We start from the raw sequence: 15,656 nt of genomic DNA, 5'->3' as shown, positions 1-15,656 counted from the left end.
TGAAGGTTGAACCGATGAGAGGCGCGCAACGCCGCTTTGGTTCCGACGAAAGCCTCAGCGCGCCTGACGCTGCAGCGTGCGCAATTCGTCGACGGGAATGTGGCAATGAATCGCGTGACCGTCGCCGGCGTCGCGGCACGGCGGCGTTTCGGTTTCGCAGATTTCGCCGATCTTGCGCGGACAGCGCGTATGGAACACGCAGCCCGAAGGCGGATTCGCCGCGCTCGGCAACTCGCCCGACAGCCGGATGCGCTTCGCGTGCGTCCCGTCGATCGACGGCACCGACGACAGCAATGCTTCGGTGTACGGATGCTGCGGTCCGTCGAAGACGGCGGCCGCGCGCCCGATCTCCATGATGCGCCCGAGATACAGCACGGCGATGCGGTCCGACAGATAGCGCACGACATGCAAATCGTGCGAGATGAACACGTAGGAGACGCGGCGCTCGCGCTGCAGATCGGCAAGCAGATTGAGGATTGCGGCCTGCACGGAGACATCGAGCGCGGAAGTCGGTTCGTCGCACACGACGACGCGCGGATCGCCCGCGAACGCGCGCGCGATCGCGACGCGCTGCTTCAATCCGCCCGACAGTTGCCGCGTGCGCGAGCTCAGATAGCGCTCCGGCAGACGCACCGCTTCGGTCAGCGTGTGCAGGCGCTGTTCCTTCGCTTCGCCGTGCAACGCGGCGAGCTTCGACAGCGAACGCGCGATCAGTTGCCGCACGGAATGCGCGCGATTCAGCGCGGAATCCGGGTTCTGAAAGACGATCTGCAGCGACTTCACCTGTTCTTCGCTGCGCCGGGTCACGCGCTCGGGCAGCGCGGCGCCGTCGAGTTCGAGCGACGCGCCTTTGTCGGGCGATACGAGGCCGAGCAGCAGCTTCGCGAGCGTCGTCTTGCCGCTGCCCGATTCGCCGACGAGCCCGAGCGTTTCGCCCTGCACGAGATCGAGCGAGACATCGTGGACGGCGCGCACGTCTTCATCGCCGACGCGGAATGTCTTCGAGAGATTGCGCGCGGATAGCGCGAGCGGCTGATCGACACCGTCGGCATCGGCGACGGGCACCGGCGCTTCGTCGGCCGAGCGCGGCAGCGTTTCCGCGCGTTCGTGATAGTGACAGCGCGCCATCTGATCGCCGTGCGCCGACGCCACGCGATACGGCGGCGGCGCGTCCTTCAGACAACGCTCGTCGGCGAGCTTGCAGCGCGGCGCGAAAATGCAGCCCTGCGTGATCGATCCGGGCAGCGGGAGGGAGCCTGGAATCGTGTCGAGCCGGCCCGTTCCCTTGGCGCGCCCCGCACGCGGCAGACAGCGCAGCAGGCCGACCGTGTACGGATGACGCGGCTTGGCGAACACGTCGGCGGTCGTGCCTTCCTCGACGAGCTTGCCCGCGTACAGCACGCCGACGCGATCGCACATGCGCCCGATCACCGCGAGATTGTGGCTGATGAAGAGCACGGCCGTGCCCAACTCCGCACGCAATTGCGCGATGAGATCGAGCACTTCGGCTTCGACGGTGGCGTCGAGACCGGTGGTCGGTTCGTCGAGAATCAGCAGTTCGGGATTGCACGCGAGCGCCATCGCGATGACCACGCGTTGCTGCATCCCGCCCGAAAGCTGATGCGGATAACTCTCCATCACGCGTTCGGGCGATGCGATGCGCACGCGTCTCAGCATGTCGGCCGTGCGCGACAGCGCTTCGTCGGCGGATGCGCCCGTGACTTCGAACGCTTCGGAGACTTGCCGCGCGATCGTCAGCGACGGATTCAGCGCGCGTCCGGGATCCTGATAGACCATCGACACGGCGGTCGCGCGCATGCCGCGCAGCGCGTCGGCGTCGAGCGCGGCGACGTCGCGCCCGGCGATCGAAATGCGGCCAGCCTTCACGCGCCCGTTGCGCGGCAAGTAGCGCAGCACCGCGAGCGCGGCGGTCGACTTGCCACAGCCCGATTCACCGACCAGCCCGTAGGCCTCGCCGCGCCTGACGCGCAACGTGACGTCCTGCAGCACGTCACGTTCGCGTCCGCGCGAACGGTACGCGACCGTGAGGCCGACGACCGTGAGCGCGTCGGCCTGATCGCCTTTCGCGGCGCCGAACGTGGGAAAAGCCGATGGCGGCGGTCCGTTCATCGGTCGAGCACTCCTTGCACGGCATCCGCGACGAGATTCACCGCGACGACCAGCGATGCGATCGCGGCGGCGTCGAAGACGACGGTCCACCACGCGCCGCCCGCCATCAGCGTATAGCTTTCGGACAAGGCGAGACCCCAGTCGGCGGACGGCGGCTGAATGCCGAAGCCGAGAAACGACAGCGTCGCGACGGCGAAGATCGCGTAGCCGAGACGCACGGTCGCCTCGACGATGATCGGCGGCAGCACGTTCGGCAGAATCTCCGCGAACATGATGTAGAGCGCGTTCTCGCCGCGCAATTGCGCCGCGAGCACGTAGTCGAGATGGCGCTCGCTCAGCACGGCGGCGCGCACGGTGCGCGCGGTGATCGGCGCGAAGGTGAGGCCGATGACGAGGATCACCGTCGTGTTGCTCGCGCCGACGGCGGCGAGCGCGAGCAGCGCGACGATCACGAGCGGCAGCGCGAGCAGCGCATCGATCACGCGGCCGATGGCGGCGTCGACCCAGCCGTCGAAATAGCCGACGACGAGCCCGAGCGCCGTGCCCGCCGCCGTGCCGAGCAAGGTCGCGAGCGGCGCGATCGTCAGAATGTCGCGCGAGCCGACGATCACGCGCGCGAACACGTCGCGACCGAGCTGGTCGGTGCCGAACCAGTGATCGCCCGAAGGCGCGACGAGCGAGTTGAGCGGATCGGACGCGTAGGGATCGTGCGGCACGAGCCAGTGGCCGAAGAGCGCGCACAGCACCCAGAAGAGCAGGATCAGCACGCCGATATCGAAGGTCGCGGAACGCACGAGCGCGCTCAACGCTTCGAAGCGGCGCGATTTCGGTGCGATAGCGGCCGCCGTGCTCATTTCGCTTCCCCGGTGCGCAGGCGCGGATTGAGCACGACGTAGAGCGCATCGGCGATCAGATTCGCCGCCGTATAGATCACGCCGATGGTCAACACGCCCGCTTCGAGCATCGGAAAGTCCTTCGCTTTTGCGGCGTTGTAGATCAGCGAGCCGATGCCCTGGTAGTGAAACAGCGTTTCCACGACGACGAGTCCGCCGATCATGTAGCCGAGCTGCGTCGCGGCGACGGTGACGGTCGGCAAAAGCGCGTTGCGCAGCACATGGCGCACGATCACGACGCGCTGCGGCAAGCCCTTCAGGATCGCGGTGCGCGTGTAATCGGCGTCGAGCGCTTCGACGGTGCCCGCGCGCGCCATCCGCGCGATGTAGCCGAAGAACACGAAGACGAGCGGCAGCACTGGCAGGATCAGATGTTCGAGTTGCGTGAAGAAGCCCGCGTCGGCAGGCGCGGTCGCTTCGATCGGCAGCCATTGCAGCCAGACGCCGAAGATCAGGATCAGCACGATCGACGAGACGAATTCCGGCACCACCGTCGCCGTCAATCCGCCGATGCTGATGACGCGATCGATCCATCGTCCCGAATGCAGCGCCGCGTACACGCCGCCCGCGATGCCGAGCGGCACCACGACGACGAACGCGAGCGCGCCGAGCTTCGCCGAATTCCACAGCGCGTTGCCGATGAACGGCGCCACGGGCGCGCGAAACGCGTAGGACTCGCCCATGTCGCCGCGCAGGAAATGGCCGATCCAGCTCGAATACTGCGTGAGAAGCGGCCGGTCGACGCCAAGCTGATGGTTGAGCGCGGCGACCGCGCGCGCATCGGCGAGCGGGCCGAGAATCGCGCGGCCGACGTCGCCGGGCAGCAACTGGCCGCCCGCGAAGACGATCATCGACAGAAGCCACAGCGTGACGAGCGCGAGCAAGAGCCGCACGCCGACGAAGCGCGCGATGCGCTTCATTCGGGCGAAGTCGGCGACGTGCGCCGTGGGCGTGATCGTGCTCATTCGCTTACGTCGAGATCGTCGCGCGGTCGAACCACATCTGCGAAATCGCGTTGAAGCGCACGCCGGAGACATTGGCGCGCGTGACGATCAGCTGGTCGTAGAAGTAGGGGATGACGACCGGCGTTTCGTCGAGCAGCAAATGCTGAATCTGCCCGGACAGCTTCTTCTGCGACGCGACGTCGAGCGCCGCGACGAACTGCGCGACGAGCTTGTCGTATTCGGGATTCTTGAAGTGCGCCGCGTTCCAGGTGCCGCCGCTCGTCAGCGGCGCGTTGAGGAACACGTTCGGCACGCCGCGATGCCCGTAATCGGTGATGCCGAGCGGCGAATCGAGCCAGTCCGACTTGCCGAACGTGCCCGAGCCGTAATAGAGGTCCTGACTCTCGACCTTCAACTGGATGCGTATGCCGATCGCCTTCGCCGCGTTCTGCACGACGACTGCGAGATCGGGAATCTCCATGTACTTTTCGGTCGTGAGCGTGACGTCGAAGCCGTTCGCGACGCCGGCATCGCTCATCAGCTTCTTCGCCTGCGCGATGTCGATCTTGCGTTGCGGCACGCTGAGATCGCTCGACGGAAAAACCGGCGCGAACGGGCTGTCGTTGCCGACTTGCGCGCGGCCGCGGAACAGGCCCTTCACGATGACTTCGCGATCGATCGCGAGCGCGAGCGCCTGACGCACGCGCTTGTCCTTGAACGGCGCCATGTCGCAGCGCATATGCAGTTGCCGATGCGAACTCGACTTCGTGCCGAGCACCTTGAATTGCGGATTCGTCAGCATCGCGACCCCGCCTTGCACCGTGAAGTCGCCCATCACGTCGGCCTGGCGGCCTTGCATCGCGAGAAGCTGCGCCTGTTGATCCGCGTAGAAGGAAAACTGCACGCGATCGGGCAGCGCTTTCTCGCCCCAGTAGTCGGGATTGCGCACGAACGATGCGCCCACTTTCGGCGTGTATTTATCCAGCTTCAGCGCGCCCGTGCCCATGAACGTCTTCTCGTAAGGGCCGCTGAAATTCGCCGGGAGGATCACGGCGTTATACGTATCCGAGGAAACGTAATACGGGAAATTGCCATTGGGCGCGTCGAGATGAAACTCGACGGTGTGATCGTCGACGGCCTTCGCCGAATCCTTCGACAGCACGCCCTTCAGCACCGAAAGCGCAGCCGAGCCGGTCGCCGGATCGGACAGGCGGTTGAAGGTCGCGACGACGTCCTTCGCGGTCATCGGCTGGCCGTCGTGGAACTTCACGTTCGGGCGCAGCTTGAACGTCCACACGTCGCCCTTGGCATTCGACGACCACGACAGCGCGAGCGCCGGCTTGAGCGTTAGATGTTCGCTGTCGTCGTCGACGAGAAATTCGCCGGTCTGATTGATGAGCGCAAGCCCCGACGCATCCGTCACGGTGAGCGGATCGACGGCGCCCGCGGGCATCAGATGCGCGACGCGGATCGTGCCGCCCGGCTTGCCCGCGCCTTGCGCCCGCGCGCCCGGCATACCGAAGATGCCGCCCGCCGTGAGCGCGATGCCGAGCACGCTCGCATGGCGCAGCAACTCGCGGCGCGTGAGGCGTCCGGCCATGAACTCGTCGATCGCGTGATTGCCCAGTTCGCCCGCGCGAGGGCGGGCCAGTTCCAGAAGATGCGCGTCGGTCGAAGGTTTCTTCATCGTGTGCTTTTCCGTTGTCGTTGTTTGCTGGCCGTCGCCCACGCGCGATCGGCTCGACCGCGCCGTCGAGGTGCATTCGGGCATCGCTAGCAAGGAACGCGCCGCTCCATGACGCGCCCGTGCGCTTTTCAGTGATCGTGTGGATGCTTGTGAATCGGATCGACCCAATAGACTTCCTCGGGCTTCTCGACGGCATCGATGTTCAGATTCACCACCACCGCTTCGTTGTCGCTGCGCACGAGCACGCATTCGAGCGGATCGGCGGTGCTCGCGTTGATTTCCTGGTGCGGCACATAAGGCGGCACGAAAATGAAGTCGCCGGGACCGGCCTCGGCCGTGAACTCGAGATGCTCGCCCCAGCGCATGCGCGCCTGGCCGCGCACGACATAGATGACGCTTTCGAGCGCGCCGTGATGATGCGCGCCGGTTTTCGCATTCGGATGGATCGTGACCGTGCCGGCCCAGATTTTCTGGGCGCCGACGCGCGCCGCGTTGATGGCAGCCGCGCGGTTCATGCCGGGCGTCTGCGGCGTGTTGGTGTCGAGCTGATCGCCCTTGATGACCTTGACGCCGTGTTCGCGCCAATCGATGTGCTGATGTGGATCGCTCATGTCGCTCATGCCCGTGTATGGTCTGCGGATATGAAAAAGTCCGTTGCCGCCATCAAGGAAGCGAGCAACGGACTTCCGATACTACACGGTTCGATCGCGATTATTTCGCTTTCGAATTGATGATCGCTTCCGACACGTTCGACGGCGTCTCCGCGTAATGCTTGAACTCCATCGTGTAGGTCGCGCGGCCTTGCGTCAGCGAGCGCAGCGACGTCGAGTAGCCGAACATCTCGGCAAGCGGCACTTCCGCGCGCACGAGCTTGCCGCCGCCGCCCGCGATGTCCTCCATGCCCTGCACGATGCCGCGCCGGCCCGAGAGATCGCCCATCACGTTGCCCATGAAGTCCTCGGGCGTCTCGACTTCGACGGCCATCATCGGTTCGAGCAGCACGGGCTTCGCCTTGCGCATCGCTTCCTTGAAGGCCATCGAGCCCGCCATGCGGAACGCGTTTTCGTTCGAATCGACATCGTGATACGAGCCGAAGGTGAGCCGCACTTTCACGTCGACGACCGGATAGCCCGCGAGCACGCCGGCCTTCAGCGTTTCCTGAATGCCCTTGTCGACGGCGGGGATGAACTCGCGCGGAATCACGCCGCCCTTGATCTGGTCGACGAACTCGTAGCCCTTGCCGGGGTCCGGCTCCAGCGCGATCACGGCGTGACCGTACTGCCCGCGTCCGCCCGACTGCTTGACGAATTTGCCTTCGACATCCTCGACCTTGTTGCGCACGGTCTCGCGATACGCGACCTGCGGCTTGCCGACCGTCGCCTCGACGCCGAACTCGCGCTTCATCCGGTCGACGAGAATCTCGAGATGCAGCTCGCCCATGCCGGAGATGATCGTCTGGCCCGATTCCTCATCGGTCGTAACGCGGAACGACGGATCTTCCTGCGCGAGACGGTTCAGCGCGATGCCCATCTTTTCCTGATCGGCCTTCGTCTTCGGTTCGACGGCCTGCGAGATCACCGGTTCAGGGAAGATCATCCGTTCGAGGATGATGACGTTCTGCGGATCGCAAAGCGTGTCGCCGGTCGTCGCTTCCTTGAGACCGACGGCCGCCGCGATGTCGCCCGCGCGCACCTCCTTGATTTCCTTGCGCTCGTTCGCGTGCATTTGCAGAATCCGGCCGAGGCGCTCCTTCTTGTCCTTCACCGGATTGAAGACCGTGTCGCCTGAATTCACGACGCCCGAATACACGCGGAAGAAGATCAACTGCCCGACGAAGGGGTCGGTCATGATCTTGAACGCGAGCGCGGAGAACGGCTCGTCGTCGCTCGGATGACGCTCCGCTTCCTCGTCGTCTTCCGTGTGGCCGAGAATCGCGGGCACGTCGACGGGCGAGGGCAGGTAGTCGATCACTGCGTCGAGCATCGCCTGGACGCCCTTGTTCTTGAACGCGCTGCCGCAGAGCATCGGTACGATTTCGTTGGCGATCGTGCGTTTGCGCAGCGCGCCCTTGATCTCGTCCTCGGTCAGGCTGTTGTGGTCTTCCAGATACTTTTCGAGCAGCTCTTCGCTCGCTTCGGCGGCGGCCTCGACCATCTTCTCGCGCCACTCGTGCGCGAGATCCTTGAGGTTGTCGGGAATTTCCTCGTAGGTGAACTTGATGCCCTGGCTCTCGTCGTCCCAGACGATCGCCTTCATCTTCACGAGGTCGACGACGCCCTGAAAGTGATCTTCCGCGCCGATCGGAATCTGGATCGGCACCGCGACGCCCTTCAGCCGGTCGCCGATCTGCCGCTGCACGCGAAAGAAGTCCGCGCCGACGCGGTCCATCTTGTTGACGAACGCGATGCGCGGCACCTTGTACTTGTTCGCCTGACGCCACACGGTTTCCGATTGCGGCTGCACGCCGCCGACCGAGTCGTAGACCATGCACGCGCCATCGAGCACGCGCATCGAGCGCTCGACTTCGATCGTGAAGTCGACGTGCCCCGGCGTATCGATGATGTTGATGCGATGTTCCGGATAATTGCCGGCCATGCCTTTCCAGAAGGCCGTCGTTGCCGCGGAGGTGATCGTGATGCCGCGTTCCTGCTCCTGCTCCATCCAGTCCATCGTGGCCGCGCCGTCGTGCACTTCGCCGATCTTGTGCGTCACGCCGGTGTAGAAAAGGATGCGCTCGGTAGTCGTAGTTTTGCCGGCATCGATGTGAGCGCTGATTCCGATATTCCGATAGCGCTCGATGGGAGTCTTGCGGGGCACGTGAACCTCCTGTGGTTTGAGTCGGCGCGGCGTGTGAAGCCAACGCGAATGCGTCGCGCCGAATCTTTTTAGGATAGCGCGTCGGCAGGCTCTTTGCAGGAATCCTGCCAGCCCGGCGCAAGCGACTTCCCGGACGCAAAAAAACCGGCGTGTCGTGCGACGACGCCGGTTGTTCGGGCGGGCAAGAAGCGCGTTACTGCGCGCGCGGCAAGCCTTTGATCTGCGTGCCCGGCTTGATGCCTTTCGCGGCAAACCATCCCTTCGGCATTTCGAGCGCATACACGCCGTTGTTGCGCGGGCAGTGGTTGTTCTCGGTTTCGGCCTGCATCTCGTCGATGTCGGTGATCGTGCCGTCCGCGCGGATGAACGCGATCGACAGCGGGATCAGCGTGTTCTTCATCCAGAAGCAATGCACGGCGTTTTCATTGAACACGAAGAGCATGCCTTCGTTCGGTGCGAGCTGCGTGCGATACATGAGACCTTGCTCGCGATCGGCATCGTTCGCGGCGACGGCGGCGTCGATCACATACATGCCCGCGGTCAGCTTTGCACGCGGAAAGTCGGACGGCTGCTTGGCGCCGGGCGGCATCGTCTGCGCCTGTGCGAGCGGCAATGCGGCGAAGGGCAGGGCAAGCGCGATCACGCATGCGCGCGCGAGCTTGCCGAGGTTGATTTGTTGATTGAAGAAGCGCGAGACGAGATTCACGGCAAAGCTCCCTTTCTGATCGATGGCTTGCGCCTGAGCCGGACAAACCCCGCGCATGTTACTCGATGCGCAGGCACAAAACAAAAGGGCAGACGCCTTGCGGCCATCTGCCCTTTGAACGCCGTAAGGACGGCGGTAATGCTCGTTCTTGACTTCGCTATACCGCCTCTTACAAAAAACTTACTGAGCTGCCGAAGCGGCTGCCGGAGCCGACGCAGCGGCTGCCTTCTTGTGCGACTTCGACGACTTGTGCGACGTCTTCTTGTGAGCCGACTTGTGAGCCGACGAAGCAGCTGCCGGAGCAGCAGCGGCCGGTGCCGAAGCTTCTTGTGCGAAAGCAGCGGTTGCGAACAGGCCAGCGACGAGAGCAGCGATCAGTTTGTTCATCTGTGAATCCTCAGCTTGAGTTAATTAACCAAACGACCCGGTCATTGAGTCATGTCGGTAAACGAGCCACCTACCTTTCGGTTGACACTCGACATCGATAATTCAAATTCGATGCGAATGTGAACGCTTGAACCTTTCAAACTCCCTGGAGCACACAGGTAGTTGTAATCAGTTATTCGCTCATGCCGGATAGCTTTATGCGGCATCTGACGCCCTTAACGCGTCGCGTGAAGAGTCGGTTGACGCGATTTACAGAGAAAATTGCGCGGCGACAAAAAAAATATCGGCGGCGCGATATGCGCTACTCGATCTCGATGACAGCACGTTTAAACACATCGCACTAAACGATGCACACGGCGATGCACACGGCCGATATTCAGGATAGTTGAATGCGATTCAACGAACGCGCTGCCACGGCGCGCGCGGGGCGACCTCGACAGTCTCGCCCGGCGCGAGTCCGAGCGTGAAGATATCGAGCGCGCCGATCGCGACGCGTACGAGCCGCAAGGTCGGAAAGCCGACTGCAGCCGTCATGCGCCGCACCTGCCGATTCTTGCCTTCGGTGATGGCGAGCTCGATCCACGTCGTCGGGATGGCGGCGCGATAGCGGATCGGCGGATTGCGTGGCCAGAGCGCTTCGATGTCGCGTTCGTCGACGAATGCGCTGCGGCACGGCTGCGTCACGTAATCGCCGAGATCGACGCCTTTCGAAAGACGCGCGAGCGCGGCTTCGTCGGGCGCGCCTTCGACTTGCGCCCAATAGCGCTTTACCAGCTTGTGACGCGGCTCCGCGATGCGGGCCTGGAGCGCGCCGTCGTCGGTGAGGAGGAGCAGGCCTTCGCTATCGGCGTCGAGCCGGCCCGCGGGATACACGCCCGGCGTCTTCACCCAGTCGCCGAGCGACGCGCGCGTCTCGTGCGCCGAAAACTGGCAGATGGTGCCGAAGGGCTTGTTCAGGGCGATAAGTGACATGCGAGGCGCGCGGCGTGATCGGATGCGGCATCTTAAAGCATGCGCGCGGCGGCTTTCGGGCGCGCCGGGACAAGCCAGCATGGTTAGAATGATGAAGTGAACTTCATCGCGCGGGTTCATCGCCCGCGCATGCTGCATCGCATCGCTCTCTATCCAGTTTGCTTGCTTCCATTCAAGCCCGGCCTTATTTGGAGTCGACCATGCCGTATCAGCACATCAAGGTTCCGGAAGGCGGTGACAAGATCACCGTCAACGCGGACTTCTCGCTCAACGTCTCGGATCAGCCGATCATCCCGTATATCGAGGGCGACGGCACGGGCGTCGACATCACCCCGGTGATGATCAAGGTCGTCGATGCGGCGGTCGAGAAGGCCTACGGCGGCAAGCGCAAGATTCAATGGATGGAAATCTTCGCGGGCGAAAAGGCGACGCGCGTCTACGGCCCCGACGTGTGGCTGCCGGACGAAACGCTCGAAGTGGTGAAGGATTTCATCGTGTCGATCAAAGGGCCGCTCACGACGCCCGTCGGCGGCGGCATCCGCTCGCTGAACGTGGCGCTTCGTCAGCAACTCGATCTCTACGTGTGTCTGCGTCCGGTGCGCTACTTCAAGGGCGTGCCGTCGCCGGTGCGCGAACCGGAGAAGATCGACATGGTGATCTTCCGCGAGAATTCGGAAGACATCTACGCGGGCGTCGAATGGCCGGCGGATTCGCCCGAAGCGAAGAAGGTCATCAAGTTCCTGCGCGAAGAAATGGGCGTGAAGAAGATCCGCTTCCCTGATTCGTCGGGACTCGGCATCAAGCCCGTTTCGCGGGAGGGCACGGAGCGGCTCGTGCGCAAGGCGATCCAGTACGCGATCGACAACGATCGCCGCTCGGTGACGCTCGTGCACAAGGGCAACATCATGAAGTTCACCGAAGGCGCCTTCCGCGATTACGGCTACGCGCTCGCGCAGAAGGAGTTCGGCGCGGAACTGATCGACGGCGGCCCGTGGATGAAGGTGAAGAATCCGAAGTCGGGCAGCGATATCGTCGTGAAGGACGTGATCGCCGATGCGTTCCTTCAGCAAATCCTGCTGCGTCCCGCCGAATACGACGTGATCGCCACGCTCAACCTGAACGGCGACTACATCTCGGACGCGCTCGCGGCGCAGGTGGGCGGCATCGGCATCGCGCCGGGCGCGAACATGTCGGATTCCGTCGCGATGTTCGAGGCGACGCACGGCACGGCGCCGAAATACGCGGGCAAGGACTACGTGAATCCCGGTTCGGAAATTTTGTCCGCCGAAATGATGCTGCGCCATCTCGGCTGGTTCGAGGCCGCGGACCGCATCATTTCGTCGATGGAGCAGTCGATTCTTTCGAAGCGCGTCACGTACGACTTCGCGCGTTTGATGGAAGGCGCGACGCAAGTATCGTGTTCGGGTTTCGGAGAGGTGATGATCGAGAATATGTGAGGACTCACCTCGATTCGATGTGGTAAATAAAAACCCCGGAAGGCCTACGCCTTCCGGGGTTTTTATTTCGCGCACATGCCTCATATGCGTGCAACGCGCGAGGCATGAAAAAACCCGGCGCGAAGGCCGGGTTTCACGAGGCTAAGTCGATCGAACGGTCAGGCAGCGTCCTGAATGTTCGAAGCTTGTTTGCCTTTCGGTCCCTGGACGATCTCGAAGCTGACCTTCTGGCCTTCCTTGAGCGTCTTGAAACCGTTCATTTGAATCGCCGAGAAATGTGCGAACAGATCCTCGCCGCCTTCATCGGGCGTGATGAATCCGTAGCCTTTCGCGTCGTTGAACCATTTGACCGTACCAGTAGACATTCGTACTTCCCCTCTAACTCTTGTCGCACCCAGAGCACGCTCGAAAAGCTCGACGGCACACCCCACAATGTGAACCGCCCCCTCCTCACAAGCTCACCTCGGCCTCTTTTTTCGTCCGTGGTTGGCCCCCGGAAAAAAGTGCCAGTTTGATTGTTAAATCTCTTAAATCGGGTGTCAAGGAATTTTTGGGATAGCCGTTAAGCTCGTTGCAAAGAGCGCATTCGTAGGGTAATTCCTGCTTTGCGTGTGTGCTGCCGTCCAAGCAAGTCATCTTGAAAAGTCGCATAATCGACTCACTTGTGTGATACCCGGCGGCCCGCAGCGCTTGGTGCTCGGTTTGTTTTTTTTGAAGCTGTGCGATACTGGTTTCGACGAGGTGCAAGCGGGCCGCGCCGAAATGTTGGGCAGCGGCAGGATTCGATGGGCGACACCTGTGCGAGTGCGGTTTTCAGCGACACATTCCGACCGGGCGGTCGGTGCTGGAGCGGCGATTGCGAGGACGTCCGTGATGTTTAGAATGGGTGTATGGCGATCAATCCCAACAAGCAGGATGGCACGGTACTGGAGCGGCAGGAGCAGAAGCTCAAGAAGCCGGCCATGTACAAGGTGGTGCTGCTGAATGACGACTTCACGCCGATGGAATTCGTCGTGATGATCGTGCAGGAATACTTCAATAAGGATCGTGAGACCGCGACGCAGATCATGCTCAAGGTTCATCGCGAAGGCAGGGGAGTTTGTGGGGTCTACACGCGAGACATTGCGTCGACCAAAGTTGAGCAAGTCGTTAGCCATGCACGGCAAGCGGGGCATCCGCTGCAGTGCGTGATGGAGGAAGCATGATTGCCCAGGAACTGGAAGTCAGTCTGCACATGGCGTTTATGGAAGCACGTCAGGCGCGGCATGAGTTCATAACGGTCGAGCACCTGTTGCTCGCCCTGTTGGACAATCCGACCGCGGCTGAAGTGTTGCGCGCCTGCGCAGCCAACATTGAAGATTTGCGTCAGAACCTGCGCAATTTCATTCATGACAACACGCCGACCGTGCCCGGCACGGACGACGTCGATACTCAGCCGACGCTTGGTTTCCAGCGCGTGATCCAGCGCGCGATCATGCACGTGCAATCGACTTCGAATGGCAAGAAGGAAGTGACCGGCGCGAACGTGCTGGTCGCGATCTTCGGCGAGAAGGACTCGCACGCGGTGTACTACCTGCAGCAGCAGGGCGTCACGCGTCTCGATGTCGTGAATTTCATTTCGCACGGCATTGCAAAGACGAATAGCGGCGACGCCGCCAAGGCGAGCAGCGAAGCGAATCCGGAATCGGAAGACGCCGCTGCGCAGAAGGAAACGCCGCTCGCGCAGTTCACGCAGAACCTCAACCAGCTCGCGAAGGACGGCAAGATCGATCCGCTGATCGGCCGTGAACTCGAAGTCGAGCGTGTGGTGCAGGTGCTGTGCCGCCGTCGCAAGAATAATCCGCTGCTCGTCGGCGAAGCCGGCGTCGGCAAGACGGCGATTGCCGAGGGCCTCGCATGGCGCATCACGCGCGGCGAAGTGCCGGACATCCTCGCCGATGCACAGGTCTACTCGCTCGACATGGGCGCGCTGCTCGCCGGCACGAAGTATCGCGGCGATTTCGAGCAACGTCTGAAGACGGTGTTGAAGGAACTGAAAGAGCGTCCGCACGCGATTCTGTTCATCGACGAAATTCATACGCTGATCGGCGCGGGCGCGGCATCGGGCGGCACGCTCGACGCATCGAACCTGCTGAAGCCGGCGTTGTCGTCGGGTCAGTTGAAGTGCATCGGCGCGACCACGTTCACGGAATATCGCGGCATCTTCGAGAAGGACGCGGCGTTGTCGCGGCGTTTCCAGAAGGTCGATGTCACCGAGCCGTCCGTCGAACAGACGGTGGCGATTCTGCGCGGCCTCAAGACGCGCTTCGAAGAGCATCACGGCGTGAAGTATTCGTCGGGTGCGCTGTCGGCGGCGGCGGAACTGTCGGCACGATTCATCACGGACCGTCATCTGCCGGACAAGGCCATCGACGTGATCGATGAAGCGGGCGCGGCGCAACGCATCCTGCCGAAGTCGAAGCAGAAGAAGACCATCGGCAAGAGCGAGATCGAAGAGATCATCTCGAAGATCGCGCGCGTGCCGGCGCAGAGCGTGTCACAGGATGACCGCAGCAAGCTCCAGACGCTCGATCGCGACCTGAAAGCCGTCGTGTTCGGTCAGGATCCGGCGATCGACGCGCTGTCGGCGTCGATCAAGATGGCGCGCGCGGGTCTCGGCAAGCTGGACAAGCCGATCGGCGCGTTCCTGTTCTCCGGCCCGACGGGCGTCGGCAAGACGGAGGTCGCGAAGCAGTTGGCGTTCACGCTGGGCATCGAACTGCTGCGCTTCGACATGTCGGAGTACATGGAACGCCATGCGGTCAGCCGTCTGATCGGCGCGCCGCCGGGATATGTCGGTTTCGACCAGGGCGGTTTGCTGACCGAAGCCGTCACGAAGAAGCCGCATTGCGTGCTGCTCCTCGACGAAATCGAGAAGGCGCATCCGGACATCTACAACGTGCTCTTGCAGGTCATGGACCACGGCACGCTGACGGACAACAACGGACGCAAGGCGGATTTCCGCAACGTCATCATCATCATGACGACGAACGCGGGCGCCGAGGCAATGGGCAAGGCGGTGATCGGCTTCACGTCGCGACGCGAGTCGGGCGACGAAATGGCCGACATCAAGCGCATGTTCACGCCGGAGTTCCGCAACCGTCTGGACCAGATCATCAGCTTCCGTTCGCTGGACGAGGAAATCATCCTGCGCGTGGTCGACAAGTTCCTCATGCAACTGGAAGATCAGTTGCACGAGAAGAAGGTCGATGCGGTCTTCACCGATTCGCTGCGCAAGCACCTGGCGAAGCACGGTTTCGATCCGCTGATGGGCGCGCGTCCGATGCAGCGTCTGATTCAGGACACGATCCGTCGCGCCTTGGCCGACGAGCTCCTGTTCGGCAAGCTGGTCAACGGCGGCCGCGTGACGGTCGATGTCGATGCGGACGACAAGGTGCAGCTGACGTTCGACGAAAACTCGGCGCCGCCGCGCAATCCGAATCCGGAAGCGATCGAAGTGGATTAACGCGTTTAAGGCGGGACGATAAGCGTGGACTCGAAAGAGCCCACGCTTTTTTTTTGCGCGTTTCACAACAAGCCGTTCCTTGCTCAAGCATGTTTAATGTATCCGTGTCCCATCCCATCAGTCTCGAAGTCCAGATGATGCGCGGAAACGAGCAAGCG

13 protein-coding genes are annotated in these 15,656 nt (G+C 62.6%); 3 read left to right on the top strand and 10 right to left on the bottom strand.

Translation table 11 applies throughout. From position 1 onward, the window contains the following. Window positions 1–54: 54 nt before the first annotated feature. The 9 genes from BG60_RS22630 to BG60_RS22595 all read right to left on the bottom strand — a co-directional run bounded on the left by BG60_RS22630 (window position 55) and on the right by BG60_RS22595 (window position 10,536). Window positions 55–2,130: an ABC transporter ATP-binding protein gene (locus BG60_RS22630; protein WP_034472969.1), complete on the bottom strand. Its 2,076-nt coding sequence runs from the start codon at window positions 2,128–2,130 to the stop codon at window positions 55–57. Beyond that, a complete protein-coding gene (locus BG60_RS22625; RefSeq protein ID WP_008351220.1) occupies window positions 2,127–2,984 on the bottom strand; it encodes an ABC transporter permease in 858 nt (285 codons plus the stop codon). The genes BG60_RS22630 and BG60_RS22625 overlap by 4 nt, the downstream gene beginning before the upstream one ends. Further along, entirely contained in the window at window positions 2,981–3,988 is a 1,008-nt protein-coding gene (locus BG60_RS22620) for an ABC transporter permease (protein ID WP_008351219.1), read from the bottom strand. Before BG60_RS22620 ends, BG60_RS22625 begins: the two co-directional genes overlap by 4 nt. Window positions 3,989–3,992: 4 nt before the next feature. Then, window positions 3,993–5,654 (bottom strand): ABC transporter substrate-binding protein, encoded by a 1,662-nt coding sequence (locus BG60_RS22615; RefSeq protein ID WP_034472999.1) that lies wholly within the window; start codon window positions 5,652–5,654, stop codon window positions 3,993–3,995. A 128-nt stretch (window positions 5,655–5,782) separates the two neighbouring features. After that, entirely contained in the window at window positions 5,783–6,265 is a 483-nt protein-coding gene (locus BG60_RS22610) for a cupin domain-containing protein (RefSeq protein WP_033537126.1), read from the bottom strand. 100 nt (window positions 6,266–6,365) lie between these two features. After that, on the bottom strand, window positions 6,366–8,471 hold the full coding sequence (gene fusA / locus BG60_RS22605; protein WP_008351216.1) for an elongation factor G: 2,106 nt from the start codon (window positions 8,469–8,471) through the stop codon (window positions 6,366–6,368). A gap of 193 nt (window positions 8,472–8,664) precedes the next feature. Further along, a complete protein-coding gene (locus BG60_RS22600) occupies window positions 8,665–9,234 on the bottom strand; it encodes a DUF192 domain-containing protein (protein WP_008351215.1) in 570 nt (189 codons plus the stop codon). Between the two features lie 123 nt (window positions 9,235–9,357). Then, the gene (locus BG60_RS37100; protein ID WP_075583544.1) at window positions 9,358–9,564 is read right to left on the bottom strand and encodes a hypothetical protein; all 207 of its coding nucleotides are present in this window, start codon (window positions 9,562–9,564) and stop codon (window positions 9,358–9,360) included. 396 nt (window positions 9,565–9,960) lie between these two features. Next, window positions 9,961–10,536: a pseudouridine synthase gene (locus BG60_RS22595; RefSeq protein ID WP_008351207.1), complete on the bottom strand. Its 576-nt coding sequence runs from the start codon at window positions 10,534–10,536 to the stop codon at window positions 9,961–9,963. 200 nt (window positions 10,537–10,736) lie between these two features. Here BG60_RS22595 and icd point away from each other — a divergent pair, with 200 nt between their 5' ends. Further along, window positions 10,737–11,993, top strand: coding sequence for an NADP-dependent isocitrate dehydrogenase (icd, locus tag BG60_RS22590; protein ID WP_008351202.1), 1,257 nt, complete (start codon window positions 10,737–10,739; stop codon window positions 11,991–11,993). A gap of 158 nt (window positions 11,994–12,151) precedes the next feature. On the opposite strand, the gene cspD is transcribed toward icd, so the two are convergent. Continuing rightward, window positions 12,152–12,358, bottom strand: coding sequence for a cold shock domain-containing protein CspD (gene cspD / locus BG60_RS22585; RefSeq protein ID WP_008351201.1), 207 nt, complete (start codon window positions 12,356–12,358; stop codon window positions 12,152–12,154). A gap of 525 nt (window positions 12,359–12,883) precedes the next feature. Here cspD and clpS point away from each other — a divergent pair. Together clpS and clpA are read left to right on the top strand one after the other, a co-directional pair. Next, a complete protein-coding gene (gene clpS / locus BG60_RS22575; RefSeq protein ID WP_008351199.1) occupies window positions 12,884–13,198 on the top strand; it encodes an ATP-dependent Clp protease adapter ClpS in 315 nt (104 codons plus the stop codon). Continuing rightward, window positions 13,195–15,498, top strand: coding sequence for an ATP-dependent Clp protease ATP-binding subunit ClpA (gene clpA / locus BG60_RS22570; protein ID WP_008351197.1), 2,304 nt, complete (start codon window positions 13,195–13,197; stop codon window positions 15,496–15,498). Before clpS ends, clpA begins: the two co-directional genes overlap by 4 nt. Window positions 15,499–15,656: the final 158 nt, after the last annotated feature.

The sequence above is a fragment of the Caballeronia zhejiangensis genome (assembly GCF_000698575.1).
Classification (GTDB): Bacteria; Pseudomonadota; Gammaproteobacteria; order Burkholderiales; family Burkholderiaceae; genus Caballeronia; species Caballeronia zhejiangensis.
The sequence above is the reverse complement of the archived record's forward strand: the minus strand, read 5'-3'. Positions and strand labels throughout refer to the sequence as shown.